The organism is Paraburkholderia diazotrophica (assembly GCF_038900755.1).
In the GTDB taxonomy this organism is placed as follows: domain Bacteria; phylum Pseudomonadota; class Gammaproteobacteria; order Burkholderiales; family Burkholderiaceae; genus Paraburkholderia; species Paraburkholderia diazotrophica_A.
Genome location: NZ_JBBPEN010000003.1, coordinates 245,676 through 267,425, shown reverse-complemented (window position 1 = coordinate 267,425; position 21,750 = coordinate 245,676). Strand labels below are relative to the sequence as shown.

The following is a 21,750-nucleotide window of genomic DNA, read 5'->3' as shown; positions in this document are numbered from 1 at the left end:
AAATGAGCGATCAATTCAAGGGTAAAAAGCTGCTTGTCGTCGGGGGCACGAGTGGAATGGGCCTCGAGACGGCCCGTATGGTGCTCGCCGAGGGCGGTAGCGTGGTCATCGTCGGGCACCGTGCAGATAAAGCCGAAGAGGCACGTAAGGAGCTCGCTGCGCTCGGCGCAGTAACAGCGTTGACGGCGGACTTATCCAGCAAAGACGGCCTGGCTGCGCTGCTCAAGACGATCGACGAGCAGCATGCCGACATCGACCTGCTCGTCAATGCTGCAGGCATCTTCTTTCCCAAGGCCTTCCTCGAGCACCAGGATGCGGACTACGATCAGTACATGAAGCTGAACAAAGCGTTTTTCTTTATCACACAGAAAGTCGCCGCTAATCTAGTCGCCAAGGGCCGCCCCGGCGCGATCGTCAATATCGGCTCGATGTGGGCGAAGCAAGCCATCGCGGCAACGCCGTCGTCGGCATACTCCATGGCGAAGGCGGGTCTGCATTCGCTGACTCAGCACCTCGCGATGGAATTGGCTCCGAAGCACATCCGTGTCAACGGGGTATCCCCAGCAGTAGTCCAAACCCCGATCTACGAAGGGTTCATCCCGAAGGCGGAAGTGCACAACGCACTGCAGGGCTTCAATAGCTTCCACCCGATCGGCCGCGTAGGCACGCCGCGGGATGTCGCTGAAGTCGTCACGTTCCTCCTCTCGGACAAGGCGAGCTGGGTTACCGGTGCGATGTGGGATGTCGACGGTGGTGTGATGGCTGGCCGGAACTAATATCCAGCTGCATGGTACTGCCCCGTTTTTGGCGGGCTCCGATGCCGCCGACGAGAACGTTCGGCGGCGGAAGTTCAGCGAGCGGCACCCGCCGCTGTACGAAATTTGCTTGAATCAGTAGCGCCTCTCCGCACTGCTCCCGTTGTCGAACGCCAACGGGGGCATCATCTCACCGCGGGCGATAGCGACGCAACGTCGCTGCTGGCGGTTCCCCAAAAGCCAGCCGATAGTCCGCACTGAACCGGCCGACGTGCGCGAACCCCAGCCGCAAGGCCACGTCAGTGACCGACGTATCCTCGGTTGCGGACGTGAGAATCCGATGTGCGGCATCTAGACGCGCCCTTCGCAGAAAAGCAGAAGGTGTTGTCTGATCGACCTTCTGAAACCCATTCTGCAGCGTTCGAATGCTGACCCCGAGCTCGCGAGCCACAGCCGCAACCGTGGTCCCAGATTCCGCTCGTTCGCTGAACAGTTGCTTGGCCGAAGCGACGACTCTCGGCGTCGCGGCGGGAACTGGGCGCTCGAGTTGCTCCGAAAAATTGTGTCGATGGCCGTGCAGAATCGTCGACAACAAGAAATTGTCTAGCGATTCGGCGGCAGTCGGCGTCAAGGCTATGCCTGACGATGTGATCGTGCATAGCACTCTCAACGCATCTTGCCAGACTGCTTCGAATGCGTTCGGCAGCGGACAAAGTTCGAATGCGATGGGCTTTTCAAGCGGGTACCCGAGCAATGACGCACACGTGCGTTCGAGCTGTTCAACGTTGACGCGCAGCGAATTTTGGGCGAACGCGTGATCGAAACGGAAGATGGTCTCCCGCCCAGGCGACAGTGGAACAGTCTGGCCTGCACGCCAAGAGATGCTATTGCCGTTTTGCTCGGCGCGAGCCGCGCCGGACGATGCAGACATCAAAAGCAGTAGATTCGGAAAACGCCCGGCATTGACGACTACCGGCGCCGAATAACGCAGGTGCACGACTGCTTGTTCCGTCGCCCCCGCGACACGAAATACAGTATTGACCCTCCGATCTGGCGCACTTGGTTCGATCCTGTGAGGACAATAGACCCGTCCCACCAAATCAATGGCCTCATCCAGATCACGGATCGTCACGGAGCTACCGTCATTCCGAGCCGAAACGAGGCGACCCACTTGACCGGTAGAGTCTTCCGGGTGAGGTGTTGGCATCTCGGACACTCCGTAGCAGAAACAGCGTCATTGTGCGTCATTTGCCTGCCTTGCGGAAAGCATTGGATAAAGAGCCTGCCGGGCCCTGAGATGCAAGCTAGCGTTGGCACCTTTGCGCTAGGGAAATCCCCGAGATCCTGAATGCGCAATTCGGATATCGCTGCGCCTTTCGTCCTTTCGGCCAGCCTCTGCGCCGGTGCAGTATGACGCAGGAGAGTGTTCGGGACCATGCACCAGTCCCCCACTGCCTGAGCGCCTTGGTTTCACATTGTGTCCGCAGCCTATCGGCGCAAAAAAATGCAACCGTTGAAGAAAGCGATCACTGTCGCTCGACCAGCGCATTTAAGAATTCCCGCCGAGCATCGTGCGGGACTGACGAGACCTTTAAATCATCAACGATCACCGAGAAGAAATTTATGGAACTGGGACTGAAGCAATCCTACGGTGCATTTATCGCCGGCGCATTCACCCCTATCAAGGGCGAGACGTTTCCCGCGATCAATGCTTCAACGGGCGCACACCTGGCCGATATCGCACGCTGCGACGCCGGCGATGTCAGATTGGCAGTACAAGCGGCAGAGGCAGTGTTCCCTGCGTGGCGCGCGACCACCTTCGAGGAACGTTCATCGCTGCTGCTGAAGCTGGCCGACGCCCTGGAAGCCGATGTCGAACGGTTGACTGCGATCGACACAGCGGATATCGGCCGTGTTTACAGCGAAGTTATGCACGATTACCGGATCGCGATCGAGCAGTATCGCTACTTCGCTGGAGCTATCCTCACGCATGAAGGCTATGGACGGCCGATCCCGGATGGCTACTTGCTGGCAAAGCGCGAGCCGATCGGCGTCGTTGGGCAAATCATTCCGTGGAACGTACCGGCAATCATGGTCGCGCTGAAGGTTGCGCCGGCGTTGGCGGCGGGCAATACGGTCGTCCTGAAGCCGGACGAGAACGCATCGCTTTCGACGCTCGAATTCGCCGAGATCGCCAGTAAGATCTTTCCCCCGGGAGTCGTGAATGTCGTGCCCGGCTTCGGCGAAGAAGTTGGTGCGGCGCTAACAGCACACCCCATGGTGAAAAAAATCGCCTTCACCGGCAGCTCCGAAGTCGGACGCATCGTCGCACGCGCGGGCGCTGATCGGCTCGTACCGGTCTCGCTCGAACTTGGCGGCAAGAGCCCCAATATCGTCTTTCCCGACATCGAGGACATCGATGCGGTCGTCGACAATGTGCTGTTCGGCGGCACGTATTGTAACGGTCAATCTTGCCTCGCCGGTACACGAGTCTTTGTGCACGACGATATTTACGGAGCGTTTTCCGACAAGCTAGCCAACGCCGCGAGCCGCATCAAGGTGGGCGACCCGATGGATGGCCGTACGCGAGTCAGCAATCTCGTGTCGTCGACTCAAGGTCAACGCGTCCTGGACTACATCGACATCGGCAAGGCAGAGGGTGCGAAGCTGATCGCCGGTGGTGCTCGAGTCAAGGTTCAAGGCTGCGAACACGGATATTTCATTCAGCCCACTGTCTTCGAAGCAACGAACCGTATGCGCGTCGCGCAGGAAGAAATTTTTGGCCCTGTGCTGAGCCTGATTCGCTGGAGCGACTACGAAACGATGATTGGCCAAGCTAATGACGTGAGATATGGTCTGGCGTCGGGCATCTATACGTCGAACTTGGCAAACGCGATGCGGACTGCTGATCGCCTCGAAGCTGGCAACGTCTGGATCAACCACTACTTCAACCTAACTAGCGGCTCGCCATTCGGCGGCTTCAAGGAGAGCGGCATCGGCACCGAACATTGCCGCGAAACGCTCAATATGTATTCGCATGTCAAGGCGATCACCGTGCAAGATACCGTCGTCAAGCCTTGGTTCTCGATTTGAGAGTGGGCTGATCGAATTCTCATAGCGTCTTAGTCACCACTGAAGACCAAGACGTTTCACAACTTTAGGTCTCGCCATGACGTCGCTGCCTGCAGCTCGTCATGGCAGTTACGCCATTCGATCACGCCTTCCCAAGACCCCAGCAACCCCAAATTGCGCTCGAACCCGCCATCGCTGATCGACCGGTGTTTTAAGAGACGAAAGCAACCCGCCATTGGCATATCTGCTGTATCGGCGGACAGAATAACTCGATTAAAATCAAGAAGGAGACTCTATGACGAAGAAGTTTAATTGGCAAGCACTTGCACTTTGCCTATATGCGGCCCAAAACTGTCATGCGCAATCCAGCGTAACACTAAGTGGACTGATCGACGCCGGCGTCTCGTACGTTAGCAACGAGGGCGGAAGCGGAAATCTCAAATTTGACGATGGCATTTTTGTGCCAAACTTGTTGACACTTAGTGGTAGAGAGGACCTCGGAGGCGGCACACAGGCTGTCTTCAATCTCACAAATCAGTTCGTTTTGGGAAGTGGATCTACGCTGCCCGGGCAGGGAATTTTCGGCAGGACGGCATACGTTGGCCTGGACGATAATCGACTGGGTCGCCTCACGTTCGGCAATCAGTACGACTTCATGACCGATGCCCTATTCGGCGGGCTGACTGATGCCGCAAGCTTTACATCGGGCCTCTATCAATTTCGCAATGGACCATTCGATAAATTAGGCTTGCCTGGCAATCCCACCGGAGCGTTCGACTGGGACCGGCTGGCCGGTGAGCGGATCACGAATTCCGTAAAGTATCAAAGCACTTCGTTTCACGGGATATCCGTTGGTGCAATGTACGGCTTCGGGAATGTAGCAGGTTCGATCGGGACGGGCAACGCCTCCAGCTTCGGACTGAGCTATGTGAACGGTGCGTTCGGCGCGAGCGCGGCATACACCCTGGTGAAAGACGCGACGGCGTCCGGGCAGGTCAGCGTTCGTAACTGGGGAGTCGGAAGCCATTACCGTCTTGGCGCCGTGACGGCGACAGCATTGTTCACCACAGTACATAACGATGCGAATGGAGCCGCAGTCTGGCAAGCGGAACTCGGGGGACTCTGGGAAATGAATAGCAGTTGGTCGCTAAGCAGCGCATATTCATATATGAAGGGCAATTCGGTGGTCGACGACAACCACGCGCATCAGTTGAGCGCCATGCTGCAATACCTATTGTCGAAACGCACCAGCGTTTATGCATCCGCAGTGTACCAGCGAGCAACCCAGGGGAGCACCGCGCAGATCAACGCCGTATTCGTACCATCCAGTACGCCGTCGCAAGCCATTGTGCGGGTCGGGATGACGACACGGTTCTGATAACGTACGTGCAAGTTCCCCGGCCGTAGCAAAGGCGGATAAGCGCCTTGCTTTCGGCGCACGATCCGCGGCCAAGGTCAGTCGAGCGATTGAGGGACGACTTTGGCCATGCCTACGAGGCGTCCGGCCGCGATCGATCGGAAGTGTAAATTTCCTGCCCCAATCGCTTGATGAGGTCGATATATTCGGAGCGGTCGTTGACGCGATGACTAAGGATCACCGGTGATGTCGCTCGGATACCGTCGATCGGGCGGCAATGCACGTCGTGCCGCATCTGGCACGCCGATAAAGGGATCACGCACATCCCAAATTCAGCCGCGACGAGTCCTAGCGCCGCTTGAATCTCGCCTACTTCCAATACCTCGCCCAGTTGTATCCCATGGCCGTAAAACATGTTCAATACGTGATCGGCAAAGCCGGGGCGTGGCTCCTTCGGGTAAACAATCATGTTTTGCCCGGCCAACGCCTCGATTGGCAACGGCGTCGATTCCCGGGCAATGTCCGAACTGACAGGTGCCGCGATAGCGAGAGGCTCTTCCTCCAACACAATGCTGACTATGTCCGGATCGCTCTGATGCAGACGGCCGAAGCCGATATCGATACGCCCTTCTTTCAGGGCTTGAATTTGACGAGTCGACATCAGTTCGACTATCTGAATATCGAGGTCCGGTGCATGCTGACGTAACTTTCGCATCAGTATCGGCAAACCACCGTACAGCGTCGACGCCACGAAGCCGATCGAAAGAACGCGACGCTGATGTATTCCAACGTGCCTCGCGGCGACCTTCATCTGCTCCGTACGGCCGAGCACTTGTATCGCCTGCTCGTAAAACAACCGGCCGGCGTCCGTGACCTGGACAGGACGGCTGTTGCGAATCAGCAGAGGTACGCCCACTTCATCTTCGAGCAGTTGAATCTGGCGGCTCAATGGCGGCTGCGCAATATTCAGCTGCTCGGCCGCACGCGTGAAGTTGCGCTCGCGGACAACAGCGATGAAGTAGCGGAGTTGACGCAGATCCATACGTTTTCTCAGAGGGGATGGTGTTTTACCGCTGCCGAATAGTGATACAGCCTGCCGAGGACATCGAAAACACAGCGCCCGCCGTCGATATCCTAAAGGTATCAAAGTCCACAAAAAAGGTCTTGGACAGTGGAGCGGCACTCGACATATAAGACTGCTACGCGAACGTTGAACAAAGAGCCACTGTCATGCCCACCGCAAAGATTGAACGCATTGAAACCAGCCTCATCGATGTACCGACGATTCGGCCACACAAGCTGTCGGTCGCCACGATGCACGGTCAAACCTTGATGCTCGTGAGAGTGTACTGCAGCGACGGCGTCGTCGGCATTGGCGAGGGCAGCACGATCGCCGGCATGGCGTATGGTCCTGAGAGCCCAGAGTCTATGAAGCTTGCCATCGACGAATACTTTGCTCCAGCGATGATCGGCAACGATGCCACTCGCATCCAGGCGCTGATGGCGCATCTGGGTAAACTGGTCAAGGTTAACCACTTCGCAAAGAGCGCGCTCGAAACCGCGTTGCTCGATGCGCAAGGTAAGCGTTTGGACGTATCGGTGGGTGAGCTCATCGGGGGACGTCGGCGTGACCGACTGCCCATCGCATGGACGTTAGCTTCAGGCGACACCACCACCGATATTGCCGAGGCCGAGAGGATGCTCGACCTGCGCCGGCATAAGGTGTTCAAGTTGAAGATCGGGGCAAAGGAGCTGAAGACTGACGTCCAACACGTTGCCGAAATCAAAAAGGCACTGGGCGAGCGCGCCTCCGTACGTGTCGACGTCAACATGGCTTGGAGTGAAACGCAGGCGGCGTGGGCGATTCCGGCATTGGCCGACGCGGGCTGCGATCTGGTCGAGCAACCGGTTGCATCGGCCGAAGCGCTGGCACGTCTCCGAGGCCGTTTTCCGGTCGCGTTGATGGCCGATGAAATCCTGCAAGGGCCTGAAAGCGCGTTCGAAATCGCGAAGAATCATGGTGCCGATGTATTCGCGATCAAGATCGAACAGAACGGTGGATTGTTCGCGGCACAACGCGTGGCTGCGATCGCCGAAGCAGCCGGTATCGAGCTATACGGCGGCACGATGCTGGAAGGAGCGATCAGCACTATCGCATCTGCTCATCTTTTTGCCAGCTTCGCCACCCTGCACTGGGGTACGGAGTTGTTCGGACCATTGTTGATCACCGAAGAGATCCTCGCGCAACCGCTCGATTACAGCGATTTCGAGCTTACTGTACCTGTCGGGCCGGGGCTCGCCATCGAGCTCGACGAAGACCGAATCGGACGTTTCACTCGCAACGGAACGAAAACAGTCACGAAGTGACCCAGGGACTCAGCCAAAGGAGACGAACGATGCTGTTCCACGTACGAATGGATGTCAATCTACCGGCCAACATGCCAGCGGATGTGGCCAACGAAATAAAAGCACGCGAGAAAGCGTACTCACAGGAGCTACAGCGGAGCGGTAAGTGGCGCCACATCTGGCGGCTGGCAGGCGAATACGCAAACTACAGTGTCTTCGATGTCGAGAGCAACGCCGAGCTGCATGACATCTTGAGCGGCCTTCCCCTATTCCCGTATATGAAGATCTCAGTGACGGCCTTGTGTCGCCATCCGTCGTCCATCCATAGCGACGACGCCTGATTTTCAGTAAGGGACGCTCTTTCGAGGGCGAGTGCGTCCTAACGGTTCTTGCCCCCATAAGTAGTGGAGACAATCATCATGAGCACCAAGGTGTTCGATACAAACGAAGTACAAGAGTTGCTGAAGGCTGCGGTCAACCTTGAGGGGGAAAACGGCAACCTCCGTTTCAAGGCGATTCTGCACCGGTTGTTGAGCGATCTGTTCAAGGCTATCGACGATCTCGACATCACGCCCGATGAGGTTTGGGCCGGCGTCAACTACCTGAACGTGCTCGGCCAACAAGGCGAAGCGGCGTTGCTCGCTGCCGGCCTCGGGCTGGAGAAGTACCTCGACATTCGAATGGATGCGGCGGACAGGGACGCTGGCATCAACGGCGGCACGCCCCGTACGATCGAAGGCCCGCTTTACCTCGCGGGCGCGCCGGTGCGCGATGGCGTATCGAAGATCGATATCGACCCGGATCCGGATGCGGGCCCGCTGGTGATCCACGGCACCGTCACAGGCCCCGACGGCAAGCCGGTCGCCAATGCCGTAGTCGAATGCTGGCATGCCAACTCGAAGGGCTTCTATTCGCACTTCGATCCTACATGTTCTCAAAGCCAGTTCAACCTGCGTGGTGCGGTGAAAACCGGGGCCGATGGAAAGTACGAATTCCGCACGCTGATGCCCGTTGGCTACGGATGCCCGCCGCAGGGCCCGACTCAGCAATTGCTTAACGCTGTCGATCGTCACGGCAACCGCCCTGGGCACGTTCATTTCTTCGTCACCGCCCCCAACTTCCGCAAACTGACAACGCAGTTCAATATCGAGGGCGACCCGCTGATCTGGGACGACTTCGCGTACGCGACCCGCGAAGAACTCATTCCGCCTGTCGTCGCAAAGGCAGGTGGCGCGGCGCTGGGATTGAAGGCTGACGGCTACAAAGATATCAAGTTCGATATCGCGCTGACGACCCTGGTCCACGGCAAGGACAATCAGGTAGTCAACCGCAAGCGCGCGTCAGCCGGGAAGTGATTGTCACAGGCGGCGGCGGCCCAACGCCGCCGCTTTGCCTGCTGCAGGAGAGAACCAACGCAGTCGAGTTCTCTTCCAACGTCAGGAAACGCGCACCCGGCTAACGTACGCGAGTGCGCTTCAGCGTCTGAGACGGGGTTTCGCCAAACAGATCCTTATACTCCGAAGAAAACCGCCCTAGGTGCGAGAAACCCCAGCTCATCGCGATCGATGAGACATTGTGTTCAGAGCGATGTTCGAGCAGGTCACGCCGCACGCCCTCGAGCCTAAACCTTCGCACAAATGCCATGGGCGATTGCCCGAAATGCTGCCTGAAGGCTTCGAAAAGCCTGTAACGCGACACGCCAGCCGCCCGTTCTATGTCTTCCAGTGCAATGTCGTTACGCGCGTTGTCGACGATGAACTGACGGGCACGCCGAAGGTAGTGCGGCGGAGCAGACCGCAATGTAGCGAGTTCTTCAAAATAATTGTGAGGCTGAGACAACAAGAGCCCCTTAAGCAGCGCATGCTCGATGTCAGCTGTCAGATACGAGTGGTTCAGTAGCGGAGCCGACTGCTCCATCTCGCCCAGCACAAATTTGACCAACCGCCACCATGCCGCCTGATCTCCATTCGCGGCATCCATATCCGGCTGAAAAACCAACGCCCCATCGAGCGGCCGCTGCAATAGGGTCTCAAGCACTGTGCGTAGCGCGGGACGGGGAATCGAAACGATAATCTTGCGGCAGTTCCCTCCGATCGCCAGTTCTTGGGTTTCCTCGGGGGAAACGATCAGACCTTTTCCCTCATCCGATGACCACAAGCGACCACGCATCGCGAGTTTCTGCTCGCCAGTGAGTGGAAGGCTAATACTGTAGCAATTCAGCGGAGCGCCTTTCCGCACCAGGACCGTTACGTCGGTGCCGTATTCCACGTAGCCAAGCGTGCATGCCGTGGAGCGCAGCACAGTGCCCGAGTGACGAAATCGCACATCGCCGGGGTGACGTACTTCGAGCCCGTGCGGGCCGCAGATCAAGGCCATCCAATCCCGCGCCCCGTCTAAGTCGTGACGCGAGGCTTGAATTCCGTAGCCATCGTTAGCAGCCATAGAAGACATTGCTCGCAATACCTGTACCTGAAGCTTGAAGAATAGACGATTCCACAACCGAAAAGAAGCGCTGCGGCCGATAAGTCAGCTTGGCAAAGGTGGGACGAATAGACGTCTGCGACTAGCGAGCCTGGCCAGTTCCCGCAGCACTTCGGGGCGATCTTCGCCGACGGGTGGATGTCCGCTCGCCAAGAGGCAAAAAAATGGATAAAGGACGCCCACCAAGCGGATAGTGCCGGCCCCTCGTCCGGTGTCCAATCCTGTCTACCAAGCACCCATTCATAAGCCCGAGAAAAGCTGGAGGAGCAACGATCGTGAGCGCAAAGAGAACCACTTTGCAGTGGCAGGAATTTATTCGTGGATGCCTCGACTTCCGCCCCGCGGATGGCGTCTATCGCGTCGCGCGCGAGATGTTCACGCAGCCCGAATTGTTCGACCTGGAGATGGAATTCATCTTCGAGAAGCGCTGGATTTACGCCTGCCACGAAAGCGAAATTTCGAAACCGCACGATTTCATGACGATGCGCGCGGGCCGGCAACCGATGATCATCTCGCGGGACGCCAGCGGCCAACTGAACGCCATGATCAACGCGTGCCAACACCGCGGCGCAACCCTCACGCGCATGAGTAAGGGGAATCAGTCCACTTTCACTTGCCCGTTCCACGCATGGTGCTATAAGAGCGATGGCCGGCTCGTCAAAGTAAAGGCTCCGGGCGAGTACTGCGACGATTTCGACAAGGCAACGCGGGGATTGAAGAAGGCACGCATAGCAAGCTACAAGGGCTTCGTGTTCGTGAGCCTGGACGTTGAAGCTACCGATACGCTCGAGGATTACCTCGGCGATGCTCGCATCTTCTTCGACATGATGGTCGAGCAATCGCCTACGGGGGAACTCGAAGTTCTGCCCGGCAAATCGACCTACACCTATGAAGGGAACTGGAAGCTGCAGAACGAGAACGGGCTCGATGGCTACCACGTCAGTACTGTGCACTACAACTACGTTGCCACGGTTCAGCATCGCCAGGAATCGAACGCGAAGAAGGATGGGAAGCAGAGCACAACCCTCGACTACAGCAAGCTCGGTTCGGGCGACGCGGATACCGACGATGGTTGGTTCGCATTCGAAAACGGCCACAGTGTGCTATTCAGCGACATGCCCAATCCCGAGGTACGTCCGGGCTATGCGAGCGTGACACCGCGCCTCGTTGAAGCTCACGGCCAACAGAAGGCTGAGTGGATGATGCATCGACTGCGCAATCTGAACATCTATCCGAGCCTCTTTTTCATGGATCAAATCAGTTCTCAGCTTCGCATCGTGCGGCCCGTGGCCTGGAACAAAACAGAAGTGATCAGCCAGTGTATCGGTGTAAAGGGCGAATCGGATCAGGACCGCGAGAATCGCATTCGACAGTTCGAGGACTTCTTCAACGTATCCGGGATGGGCACGCCAGACGATCTAGTCGAGTTCCGGGAACAGCAACGTGGCTTTCAGGCGCGGCTCGAACGATGGAGCGATATCTCGCGCGGCCATCATCGTTGGGTGACGGGCGAGACCGAGAACACACGCCTACTCGGCATCAAGCCACGTCTCACTGGAACGGAACTCACACATGAGGGCTTATATGTGAACCAGCATGGAGCGTGGGAAGAGTCGCTGTTGAAAGGACTCTCGCAAAAATCCAGCGATACCGAGGAGGCTTAAACCATGCAAGCGCTGCAACATTCAGTCGAGCAGTTTCTTTATCGCATGGCGGAGCTTTGCGACGCACAACTCTGGGACGAATATCTCGATCTGTTCGACGAGAACAGCGAATTTCACGTACCGCAGTGGGACTCCGAGCACGAATATACGAGCGACCCGAAACGCGGTATGTCGCTGATCTACTATTCGAACCGCACGGGTCTAGAAGACCGCGTCTTTCGCTTGCGAACCGGCAAATCCGCCGCATCGACGCCGCTGCCGCGAACGATGCATCAGATCACCAACGTGCGCATCACTCCGTGCGAAGGCGGTAACTATGAGGTGAAGGTGAACTGGGCAACGTTTTATGCTCGTCAAGGCATAGGCGAGTGCTTCTTCGGGCGGGCTACCTACCACCTGCGCGAACACGGTCAAAGTTGGAAGATCACCAAGAAGCATGTGCTGCTGCTCAACGACACCATCAACGCGGTGCTCGACTTTTACCATCTTTGAGCGGAGTGCCTCCCCATGAGCTACAAAGTTGCTTTTAGTTTTGCCGACGGCAAAACCGTGTTCTTCGACGCCCGGGGCGATGAGCTTTTACTCGACGCTGCGTTGCGCAACGGGGTGAACATTCCCCTTGATTGCCGAGAAGGCGTATGCGGCACCTGCCAGGGACGCTGCGAATCAGGCAGCTACACGCAGGACTATGTTGACGAGGAGACGCTTACCTCGGCTGACCTCGCGCAACGCAAGATTCTTTCTTGCCAGACGCGCTTGCAGTCGGACGCGTCTTTCTATTTCGATTTCGATTCGAGCCTGTGTAACGCCGGAGGCACCTCGCTCCTGTCCGGGCGCGTCGCCGATGTACAGCAGGTTTCCGAAACAACCGCAATTTTGCATCTCGATGCGAGTTCACACACGCGACGGCTCGACTTCCTCCCCGGACAATATGCACGCCTCAAGGTGCCCGAAGCGGACGTCTGGCGGTCCTACTCGTTCGCGAATCGGCCCGATGACAGCAACCAGTTGCAGTTTCTGATCCGGCTTCTTCCTGACGGCGCAATGAGCAATTACATACGCGATCGATGCAAGCCAGGGCAAACGATCGAGTTCGAAGCGCCGTTCGGAGCCTTTTATCTGCGACAGATCGAGCGCCCGCTAGTTCTGGTTGCCGGCGGCACCGGCTTGTCTGCGTTTTTGGGCATGCTTGACGACCTTGCACAGAGGGGCGGCTGCGGGCAGCCGATCCGCCTCTACTACGGCGTGACCAACGCGCGCGATTTGTGCGAGCTTGAGCGCCTTGCACGCTATGAAGACAGTATCGTTAACTTCCAATGCGAGATTGTCGTAATGAACCCCTCGGCAGAATGGCTGGGCAAGACGGGGCTTATTCCACAGCATTTCGACCGCGCGTTCCTGGACGCCATGTCGGTCGACATGTACTTGTGTGGGCCGCCTCCGATGGTGGAGGCGATCAAAGTGTGGCTGGCGACTGAACAGCGCGACAAACATAGGCTCTTCTACGAGAAATTCGCGGAGAGCAACAGCCTTTAACCGCCCCACCTCGAAGCGGTAACGACGCCGACGATTCGTTCGCCGTTGGTGAGAGGAATGCGGGTGCCGGGCAAGCACCGAACCCGCGTTGTGTATCCGCGCCTCATCGATAAAAAACTCAATTCGAGCCCTGCCTGGATTAACGGGGATATAAATAATGAAAAAAAGGACGCTTAGCGTTTCTACACGCCTCCTTATCGCGTTCGGCACCCTATTCATCCTATTCTCGATGGAAGGCGCCGTTTCGTTGGACAAACTTCAAGAAGCCAACACTCGCCTCTCTCGAATCGTCGACGATGGAAACGTCAAATTGGCATTGGCGGAAGATCTCTCTCGTCAGGTTTTTATCGGGATGGACTCCATAAAAACAATATTGCTTATAACCGATGCGAACGCGATCTCATCTTTCACTGCGCGCGGTTACGACGCAAAACGAAAATTCTTGGCTGACCGAGAAGCACTGCGTAAGATCGCGCTCGGGTCTCCTGAGGCCACTGAGCTGATAGACGCAATTTTCGAGACTAACGATAAGCGGACGGTACCGGACTTCGATCACTTCGTGACGTTGGCCCGGAACGGGCAGCGCGACGAAGCTGCGCAGTGGTTGATCGATCGAGCCGCACCGTCGTTGCAAGCGCTTCAAGATACGATCACGCACTTCACGCAATTCCAGACGGCACGTAACGCGGAACAGAAGCTGCGAGCTGTCACGACGTATGAGAGAGCGAAGCTGACCCTTGTGATCGTTCTGACAGGTTCGACTTTCATACTGTTGGGGGTTGGGCTCGCTCTATCTCGAAGCCTGCTGCATGAGTTGGGCGCGGAACCGGTTACCGCACGAGAAATCGCTTCTACGATCGCGCAGGGTGATCTATCGAGTGAGCCTGCAGTTCTCGGCGCACCTCCAGGCAGCTTGATTGTGGCAATGAGAGAGATGCATATCGGTCTCAGGCGGGTTGTCGAGAGCGTACGCCACTATGCTGAAACAGTCGCGCTTGGGAGTCGAGAGATTGCACAAGGAAACGACGAACTATCAGCACGCACGGAGGAGCAAGCCGCGTCGCTCCAAGAGACTGCAGCCAGCATGACGGAATTGACCGAAGCTGTCAGGCAGAACGCAGACAACGCACGAGAGGCAAACTCTCTTGGCGCGCATGCCTCCGCCATGGCCAAGTCCGGGAACGAAGCGGTCCAGGATTTGGTAAGCACGATCGGGGAGATAAGCGGCAGGTCCACGAAAATTGCCGATATCACTAGCTTGATAGAAGGCATAGCGTTCCAGACGAACATACTTGCACTTAACGCAGCTGTTGAGGCCGCTCGTGCGGGCGATCACGGACGCGGTTTCGCCGTCGTGGCTAACGAGGTCCGTGGGCTCGCCCAACGGTCGGCGTCCGCTGCCAAGGAGATAAAGGAACTTATTGCCTCATCCCTCGCAATAATTCAGGGCGGCGTAGACCAAGCCGGCAAAGTGAACGAAATGATTGGCGATGTCGAGCAGGCCATAGAGCGTGTATCGGTCATCGTGAGCGAAATCGCTACTGCGTCGATGGAACAGAGCCGAGGCATCGAACAGATAAATCAAGCCGTGTCGCAAATGGACGGCGTGACGCAGCAGAACGCTGCACTGGTCGAGCAAGCGGCGGCAGCCGCGCAGTCGCTCGACGAACACGCTTGGAAGTTGAAGGACGCCGTTGCGACATTTAAATTGACTGCGTGACCGGGAATCTCACAAGTCATTTTTTGGGAGATTGCGATAGTCCTATCATCGAAAACGTCTCTTCAACTTGAGGTCGGTCCAATGTGCAAAGACACCAAACGAAGAACACCCGCTTTCTCTCAGCCACAAGGATTGTGCAGGCACTTGGAAGCCGCTCGGGAAGGTGAACGGAAACGAATCGCAATGGAGATCCACGACGAGCTGGGGCAACTGGTCACTGCTCTGAGACTTGAAGTGTCGCTGTTGAGGGAGAACTTGTCGCCCGATTCAATTGCGGTGCAAAAGGCCGAAGAAATGAAAGTGCTCGTCGAGTCGATCATGGGGGCGGCTCGCAGTGTAGTGAACCGGCTGCGGCCCGCTGCGTTGGATTTCGGGATCGTACCAGCACTCGAGTGGCTGGCGAACGACTTCAGACGGCGTTCACAGATTTCATGCCGTCTGTATGTGACGGGTCGTGAACCGCGTTTATCTGAAATCCATGCTACGGGGATTTTTCGTATCGCCCAAGAGTCACTGACGAATATCGCTCGCCACGCCTCCGCCTCGCACGTAGAAATCACATTGACCACATCAAGTTCTAAGATTGAGCTCGTCGTCAGCGACAATGGAAAAGGGTTTGATATGTTGGAGCGGCGCCCTGGCTCGTATGGACTATTGGGGATGGCCGATCGGGCGAGAATGATGGACGCCCGCCTCGAGATCCACAGTCAACCCGGAAACGGCTCGGTGGTCCAGTTGCGCGTTAATGAAGATGATGCTCTCATTACAGAATAGATATAGACGGCTTACGACTTATAAAAATTGAAAATTCGAATTGTCACGCGTATGCGATCAGCATTCGAGCTTGACTAAAGCGCTGTATCAGAGCGGTGGCTAATCTGCTTGATAAAATCAGTACTGTTACGGACTGGACTGAATTAAACCTCGGCGCGCTTGTATCAATTTGCAATTTTAAGTCATCACCTATTCCAGCCACTGGATGCGCCGCGATCGCAAGAACACGAACTCCCTGAAGCGGAATCCGACGGAAGGTTTTTCAAAGCCGATGAGCAGAAGGCGCCCCGCTATCGATGACCTTACCCCTCGGAGCACCACGAGCTGGTAGCCTCAGGTCCGCCACCTGAGCGTTTCCGGCTCTCGCCTTCGTGCCGCGTAGGCATCGCCATCCTTTGAGGGACGCCGGTGCGGCGTTCAAAATTGACGGCGTGACCACGTCGTCTCGGCCAACCCATAAGTTCCACTTCAGAAACATACCTTTTCCAAACATTCATAAGCCAGGGAGCGTGGCTTCCAGTCGTTTTGATAAAATCGGTACGGGCATAGTCCGCTCAAACGCAGGCCCTGTCATTCTCGTATTAAGACGAAATTCGAGTCTTATCATCTATTATTTCCCACTGGACACGCCGTGAATCCCTATTCGAAACCAAAGAATTCCGGAGCACCGGTCGAAAACCCCGACTCCATTTTTGACGAAGTGATCAATCGCAAGAATACGAACTCGTTGAAGTGGGAGTCGGGGGACAGATTTCTCAAGACCGATGAACTTGAAGCGAACCCGCTACCGATGTGGGTCGCCGATATGGATTTCAGAGCGCCGCAGCCTGTCATCGATGCCCTTCGCGAGGCCGTCGAGTTTGGCGTTTTCGGGTATCCACGCGGAGCAAGCAGGAGCTACGTCGACGCCGTCGTAGGCTGGCAAGCGAAGCGGTTCGGGTGGGAAGTAGCTCGCGAATGGGTGATACAAACGAGCGGCATCATCACCGTACTCAAGACCGCTATTCAAGCATTTTCGGCACCCGGGGACTCAGTCCTAATCCAGCCCCCCGTTTACTCTCATTTCCACGACGACGTTCTGATGAACGGTCGCCGTCTGGCGTTGGCGCCACTCGAGCGGACAGAGAACGGATACCGCTTCAACGAAAAGATGTTCGAGGCAGCGATCCTCGATAACACCAAAGTGTTCATCCTCAGCAACCCGCACAATCCGACGGGTAACGTATGGTCGGAGGACGAACTGCGAGCCATGGGTGAGATCTGTGATCGGCACGGCGTACTGGTGATTTCGGACGAGATTCATCAAGACTTGATCCTCAATCCGGTCAAACGGCACGTGCCATTTGCCTCGCTCGGAAACAAGTTCGCCCAGGGTAGCATCACCTGCACTGCGCCTAGCAAGACATTCAATTTGCCGGGCCTGCAGAGCGCGAACGTGTTCGTGCCGAATCGACGTCTTCGTGAGGAACTACGCCGTCAGTACGACCGGAATATGTATCCGGCGGTCAACACGCTAGGTATGGTAGCCGCGGAGGCCGCCTATACCCACGGCGAATCGTGGCTGGCACAGTTGCTGGACTACCTCCGCGAAAATCACATTTACTTTCGTAACGCGGTCCACCGCATCACCTCGAAGATTCAGGTCTTGCCGGCCGACTCTCTCTATCTCGCGTGGATGGATTGCCGGGCGCTTGAAATGGATGCTGAAAGGCTCGACAAATTCATGCTCACCAAAGCTCGGCTGTGGCTCGACAAGGGCCAGAAGTTCGGTAGCGCTGGGCACGGCTATATGCGTGCAAATCTCGGGTGCCCCCGCGCTACCATCGTCGAGGCGATCCGGCGACTAAGCGAAGCAGTGGCTGGACTCTAAAGCGAACTCGGCTGGACTCTAAAGCGAACTCGGCCGGCATCGATACGGAACGGATCGCACCGTCAGTAGACGCCGCCGATACGAAGTAGATGCCGCCGATATGAGCTACGTTTGAGGTATGCAGCAAAAACGCCCGCCGGGTTTCATGCCGGCGGGCGTTTTTGGGACCGACTCAGAGCTTCGATATCAGTGTCCCAACAACTTGAAGAGTGGCGTACTGATCAGCATAAGGCCGGTGAATCCGACGAACCACACGCTCGCGGAGCGGAACTTCCTAAGCGCGGGAACACGCCACACCAAGTAGCATGGAATGAGGCATGATACCGTGCCGAACGTCGGGGACGTCCACTGCAGAAGTGCCATCGTAGAAATGTTACTCCAGACCCACACCGTCAGGAGCAGCGTCGACAGCGCAGCGATCCCCACAGGAAGTACGCGGTCAAGACGTGAGCTCCGCGCCATGAACCGGTCGAGAACATTGACGACGATCCCCTTCATCGCGTCATGAAAACCGAGGTAGGCGCCAAAGAAAGCCGACAACATTGCGAGAACGTTCAGCGTCGTGGCAAGAATCTTGACCGTATCGCCAGGAATCACGCGTGCAGAGAGTGCCAGCGCAGAAATGTTCTGCGATACAGCGTATCGTGCATCTTCCGAACTAACCGAGAACAAAAACGAAAAGGCGAAGAAGAGCACGCTCACAACCAGAATGATGTACGCATATCTGCTTGCCCGTAACGCACGGTACGTCGCAATCGCAGGATCAGACTCTGCCTTTCTGAACGCAACGTTCATTGGATTCAAGATCTGTATGTAGACGATCGAGAACACCGCAAACGGGAGGGACACCAGAACGTTTTCGATGAACGAAAAAACGTTTTCGGGTGCAACGAAGCTCACGTTTTTCAGATTCCAGTAGGGCATCATCGACAGCCCAAGGAAGACCACGATCGCGAGCTTGGTTACGATGAGCGGGCCTGAAACTCGGAACAGTACCTTCTCGCCGCATGACGCGATCGCGACCATCGCTCCGATGACACAGAGCGGAAACCAATGAGTGGCCGCCAAAGACGCATGGGTCACACCAAAGACTTGCAAATAGGACGCACCATCATGCGTAAGCGTCGTGGAATATGCCAGCATCGCCTTAGTCAGCGTGATAAAGTACACGACGCTGAGCGCTGCCGCCCAATTCTTCCCGAGATACTCAGTGATGATTCCGGTGTAGTCCTTGCACTGACCGCTGGCAGAAAGTGATCTAATATAAAGATTCGAAAGAAACTGCACCGCCGGATAGGCTATTGCCAATGCCGCTGCGGAAACCCAAAAACCTTTGACTCCCATTTGGAGTGGCATAAATACAATGCCGGATCCGATTGCCATTCCGATGCAAAGGACCACCCACCCTGCATCGTACGCCGTGAACGGAATCCGCTCGACGGAGCCACCTTCGAGTTCAATCGAACTGCTACCGAGAATTCCCATCTTGCGCACCACCTCTCGAACTGAACAACGCTGGAATAAACGCCGATTCTTCGCGCGTCGGATTAAAACACTAATTAAAACGCCAGATTTCCACTAAAATCAAATTCTTTATAAATTTAAAATAAGCGTAAATTCATATGCGATCAGTGTAGATTCCGAGTCTCCGAGGTTCTATCGGTAGTCACCCTACAAATTCATGACCATTAATACAGTCATTTGTGAAATACAGTCAAAACAGATAAAGCGTGCAAAAACCGTCTCTCTGCACTGCGTAACACTTTCTCCCCCGGCGAGTTCGACAGGCCCCGAGCACGGTGAGGCGCCCGCCGCTTGCATGCGGGCGATATCACACGCGGTCTACTGAAGCGTCGACAGGTCGGTCTTGAAATGCGGCTGCGGTCGGATGACGATGCAACGCAATGCCTGTCCCCCCGATTGTCTAGCCACGTTGTCTGCAATGAGTTCGGCAAGCTTCGTCATGACGAGTTCGCCGCCGCCTGCAACATGCGGAGTGATGATGAGATTGGGAGCTCGCCACAATGGATTCGCCTCTGGCAGTGGTTCAGGAACGGCCACATCAATGCCCGCGCCCCCGATATGACCAGTACGAAGCGCGTCCACTAACGCATCTTGATCGATGACTTCGCCACGCGCGACATTGATCAGGAGACATCCCCGCCTGCACTCGCGAAGTGTCTGCGCATTGATTAGGTTCACGGTGTCCGGATGTGCCGGGACCGCGATAACGGCGACGTCCGCCAACCGGAGGGCGGCGGCCAGTTCGCTCGATGCATACACGTCATCCGCTAGTTCTGACGGTTTCGGCGTGCGCATTACGGCGACGATCTTCATGCCGAAGGCTCGGGCTCTCAGTGCGATTTCTTTCCCAATGGAGCCGAACCCGACCACGACCATCGTACGATCCTGCAGTGAACCCATATAGCTCATCAACTGCCGTTCCCAAGCTCGGCGCTCCTTCTGCCGGACCGCTTCAGGCAGCCGTTTCGCGAGTGCGAGCAGAAGTGCCATCGCGTGTTCGGCAACCGAGACCGACCACGCGTCGCCAGCATTGGTCACTGTAACGCCAGGGGGAACCCCAAATCGTTGCAGGTTTTCGTAGCCGGCCGACAGGGTCTGGATCCATCGTAGCTTGCGTGCCCCCGCTAAGACTTCCGCGACGTCAGCCGAATAGGCGGGGCCGGCAAGCACGACACCCTCAGCCTGTCGAAAAGCGGCGGCATGCTGCTTCACGTCATCCGCATAGGTCAGAACAGCACCTGGTACGGCCGCAATGGCCGGTCCTACCGCGTCTCGTCCGAACTTACCCAAGAAAACAATATTCATCTCTTGCCTTTCCGCTGTTCACTTGGCCAGCTTTACGCAGGATTTGACCATGCGCTGTTCCGCCTCGCGCTGCAGTGTCATACCGAAGCCGGGAGTCGTCGGCACGGCAAATTTGCCGCTCTCGGGCTGCAAGTCTTCTTCGAATAGCTCTCTATTGGCACGCCGCAGCGTATAGGCGTGATTCTCGTGGATATTGAAGTTCGGAATGCCGGCCTCGAATTGCAGCGCGATCGCGGTGGCCAACGGCGATCCGCAGACATGCGCCTGCACTCCCACGTCGTAAGCGTGGGCCAGATGCGCGACCCGATACGCTTCACTAATACCCCCGACTAGGCAGACGTCGGGTTGGATCATGTCGATCGAGCCTGCCTCGAGGTAGGGCAAAAAGCCCCAGCGCGTGTAGAGACGCTCGCCGATAGCAAGCGAGACGGGCGACTTGCGAGCCATTTTCAAGTGCGCATGGTTGCTATTGTTGTGAGTCGGTTCCTCGATAAAAAGGATGTCGAGATCGCGGACGAGTTCGGCGATCTGCAATGCGCCTGCCGTCGAGGTCAACGCGTTGAGCTCGAGAATGATATCCGCATCCGTTCCCAGCCCCTCGCGGACAGCCTCCATCCGTTTGCGGAACAGCTTGCGTTGCGCCGGCGTAAGGACGCCGCGCAGCCCGGTCGCGTACTTACCCTCTTCGTCCATCATGATAGGGTTTACTTTGACGCAGTCGTACCCCAGTTCCCGCACGTGTGCGGCGGCCTCCCGGTACTGTGCCGGCTGCCCGATCCACTGCGCCTGTTCGCCCCAACCGAGGTGAAGCTGGCTCGCGTAACAACGCAACGGTTCCGGCGTGGCGCGTCCGAGCAGTCGGTGCACCGGTTGGCCGAGCGCCCTCCCCTTGATGTCCCACAGCGCGCAATCGATAGCACTGATCGCCGCGAAGACGATTGGTCCGCCGCCATCAGCCCATACCGAACGTCGAAGTAGGCTCTCCCATACGGTATCGGTATTGAAGGGGTCTGCGCCAAGCACGAATCGCTCGCCGAGCGTCAAAATCATGGGCGCAACCGCCGGGCTGCCCGCACCATACGTCACGCCAGCCTCCCCGAGGCCGCTAATGCCTTCGTCCGTATGCACACGAGCGAGTACGACGCGCCAAGATGCCATGCCGTCACGACCCGACAGGTCGGCCTCGAGTACCTCGATTTGCGTAATTTTCATGTCTTTGCTCCTCCATTAGCACCGCCGTGTTTACACAGCGCTCAACGCGTTGGCCCGCGGGCATTGCAAATGCAACGTGTCTTCCTCCGGGATACGCGCAAACGCTCCCACCCGTGGAAACGTCCCCATCCTGC

18 protein-coding genes are annotated in these 21,750 nt (G+C 56.8%); 12 read left to right on the top strand and 6 right to left on the bottom strand.

Going from position 1 to position 21,750, the window contains the following annotated elements:
- Positions 1-2: 2 nt before the first annotated feature.
- Positions 3-776 carry an SDR family oxidoreductase gene (locus AABE10_RS11150; RefSeq protein WP_342933313.1) on the top strand — a complete coding sequence of 258 codons (774 nt, stop codon included), beginning with the start codon at positions 3-5 and terminating at the stop codon, positions 774-776.
- Positions 777-945: 169 nt separating this feature from the next.
- Here the strand turns inward: AABE10_RS11150 and AABE10_RS11145 are convergent, their stop codons facing one another.
- Complete coding sequence (locus tag AABE10_RS11145; protein WP_342933312.1) at positions 946-1,887, bottom strand: helix-turn-helix domain-containing protein; 942 nt, start codon at positions 1,885-1,887, stop codon at positions 946-948.
- A 491-nt stretch (positions 1,888-2,378) separates the two neighbouring features.
- Here AABE10_RS11145 and AABE10_RS11140 point away from each other — a divergent pair, with 491 nt between their 5' ends.
- Positions 2,379-3,848, top strand: a complete 1,470-nt coding sequence (locus AABE10_RS11140) for an aldehyde dehydrogenase family protein (RefSeq protein WP_342933311.1) — start codon at positions 2,379-2,381, stop codon at positions 3,846-3,848.
- A 274-nt stretch (positions 3,849-4,122) separates the two neighbouring features.
- Positions 4,123-5,205, top strand: a complete 1,083-nt coding sequence (locus AABE10_RS11135) for a porin (protein WP_342933310.1) — start codon at positions 4,123-4,125, stop codon at positions 5,203-5,205.
- Between the two features lie 112 nt (positions 5,206-5,317).
- On the opposite strand, the gene AABE10_RS11130 is transcribed toward AABE10_RS11135, so the two are convergent.
- A complete protein-coding gene (locus AABE10_RS11130) occupies positions 5,318-6,226 on the bottom strand; it encodes a LysR family transcriptional regulator (protein ID WP_342933309.1) in 909 nt (302 codons plus the stop codon).
- Positions 6,227-6,414: 188 nt separating this feature from the next.
- Between AABE10_RS11130 and AABE10_RS11125 the strand changes: the two genes are divergently transcribed.
- The 3 genes from AABE10_RS11125 to catA all read left to right on the top strand — a co-directional run bounded on the left by AABE10_RS11125 (position 6,415) and on the right by catA (position 8,885).
- A complete protein-coding gene (locus AABE10_RS11125) occupies positions 6,415-7,551 on the top strand; it encodes a muconate/chloromuconate family cycloisomerase (protein WP_342933308.1) in 1,137 nt (378 codons plus the stop codon).
- A 29-nt stretch (positions 7,552-7,580) separates the two neighbouring features.
- Positions 7,581-7,871: a muconolactone Delta-isomerase gene (catC, locus tag AABE10_RS11120; protein WP_342933307.1), complete on the top strand. Its 291-nt coding sequence runs from the start codon at positions 7,581-7,583 to the stop codon at positions 7,869-7,871.
- A gap of 78 nt (positions 7,872-7,949) precedes the next feature.
- The gene (gene catA / locus AABE10_RS11115; protein WP_342933306.1) at positions 7,950-8,885 is read left to right on the top strand and encodes a catechol 1,2-dioxygenase; all 936 of its coding nucleotides are present in this window, start codon (positions 7,950-7,952) and stop codon (positions 8,883-8,885) included.
- A gap of 100 nt (positions 8,886-8,985) precedes the next feature.
- On the opposite strand, the gene AABE10_RS11110 is transcribed toward catA, so the two are convergent.
- The gene (locus tag AABE10_RS11110) at positions 8,986-9,972 is read right to left on the bottom strand and encodes an AraC family transcriptional regulator (protein ID WP_342933305.1); all 987 of its coding nucleotides are present in this window, start codon (positions 9,970-9,972) and stop codon (positions 8,986-8,988) included.
- A gap of 314 nt (positions 9,973-10,286) precedes the next feature.
- On the opposite strand from AABE10_RS11110, the gene antA reads away from it, so the two are divergent.
- The 6 genes from antA (at position 10,287) to AABE10_RS11080 (ending at position 17,575) form a co-directional block, all read left to right on the top strand.
- Entirely contained in the window at positions 10,287-11,675 is a 1,389-nt protein-coding gene (antA, locus tag AABE10_RS11105; RefSeq protein WP_342933304.1) for an anthranilate 1,2-dioxygenase large subunit, read from the top strand.
- A gap of 3 nt (positions 11,676-11,678) precedes the next feature.
- Positions 11,679-12,167 (top strand): anthranilate 1,2-dioxygenase small subunit, encoded by a 489-nt coding sequence (gene antB / locus AABE10_RS11100; RefSeq protein WP_342933303.1) that lies wholly within the window; start codon positions 11,679-11,681, stop codon positions 12,165-12,167.
- 15 nt (positions 12,168-12,182) lie between these two features.
- Positions 12,183-13,211, top strand: coding sequence for an anthranilate 1,2-dioxygenase electron transfer component AntC (antC, locus tag AABE10_RS11095; RefSeq protein ID WP_342933302.1), 1,029 nt, complete (start codon positions 12,183-12,185; stop codon positions 13,209-13,211).
- A gap of 157 nt (positions 13,212-13,368) precedes the next feature.
- Positions 13,369-14,931, top strand: coding sequence for a methyl-accepting chemotaxis protein (locus AABE10_RS11090; RefSeq protein ID WP_342933301.1), 1,563 nt, complete (start codon positions 13,369-13,371; stop codon positions 14,929-14,931).
- A gap of 81 nt (positions 14,932-15,012) precedes the next feature.
- A complete protein-coding gene (locus AABE10_RS11085; RefSeq protein WP_342933300.1) occupies positions 15,013-15,705 on the top strand; it encodes a sensor histidine kinase in 693 nt (230 codons plus the stop codon).
- A 631-nt stretch (positions 15,706-16,336) separates the two neighbouring features.
- Positions 16,337-17,575 carry a MalY/PatB family protein gene (locus AABE10_RS11080; RefSeq protein WP_342933299.1) on the top strand — a complete coding sequence of 413 codons (1,239 nt, stop codon included), beginning with the start codon at positions 16,337-16,339 and terminating at the stop codon, positions 17,573-17,575.
- Positions 17,576-17,761: 186 nt separating this feature from the next.
- On the opposite strand, the gene AABE10_RS11075 is transcribed toward AABE10_RS11080, so the two are convergent.
- The 3 genes from AABE10_RS11075 to AABE10_RS11065 all read right to left on the bottom strand — a co-directional run bounded on the left by AABE10_RS11075 (position 17,762) and on the right by AABE10_RS11065 (position 21,616).
- Positions 17,762-19,060, bottom strand: coding sequence for a transporter (locus AABE10_RS11075; protein ID WP_342933298.1), 1,299 nt, complete (start codon positions 19,058-19,060; stop codon positions 17,762-17,764).
- A gap of 357 nt (positions 19,061-19,417) precedes the next feature.
- Positions 19,418-20,404, bottom strand: coding sequence for a D-2-hydroxyacid dehydrogenase (locus tag AABE10_RS11070; protein WP_342933297.1), 987 nt, complete (start codon positions 20,402-20,404; stop codon positions 19,418-19,420).
- Between the two features lie 18 nt (positions 20,405-20,422).
- Positions 20,423-21,616, bottom strand: coding sequence for a mandelate racemase/muconate lactonizing enzyme family protein (locus tag AABE10_RS11065; RefSeq protein WP_342933296.1), 1,194 nt, complete (start codon positions 21,614-21,616; stop codon positions 20,423-20,425).
- Between the last annotated feature and the right edge of the window lie 134 nt (positions 21,617-21,750).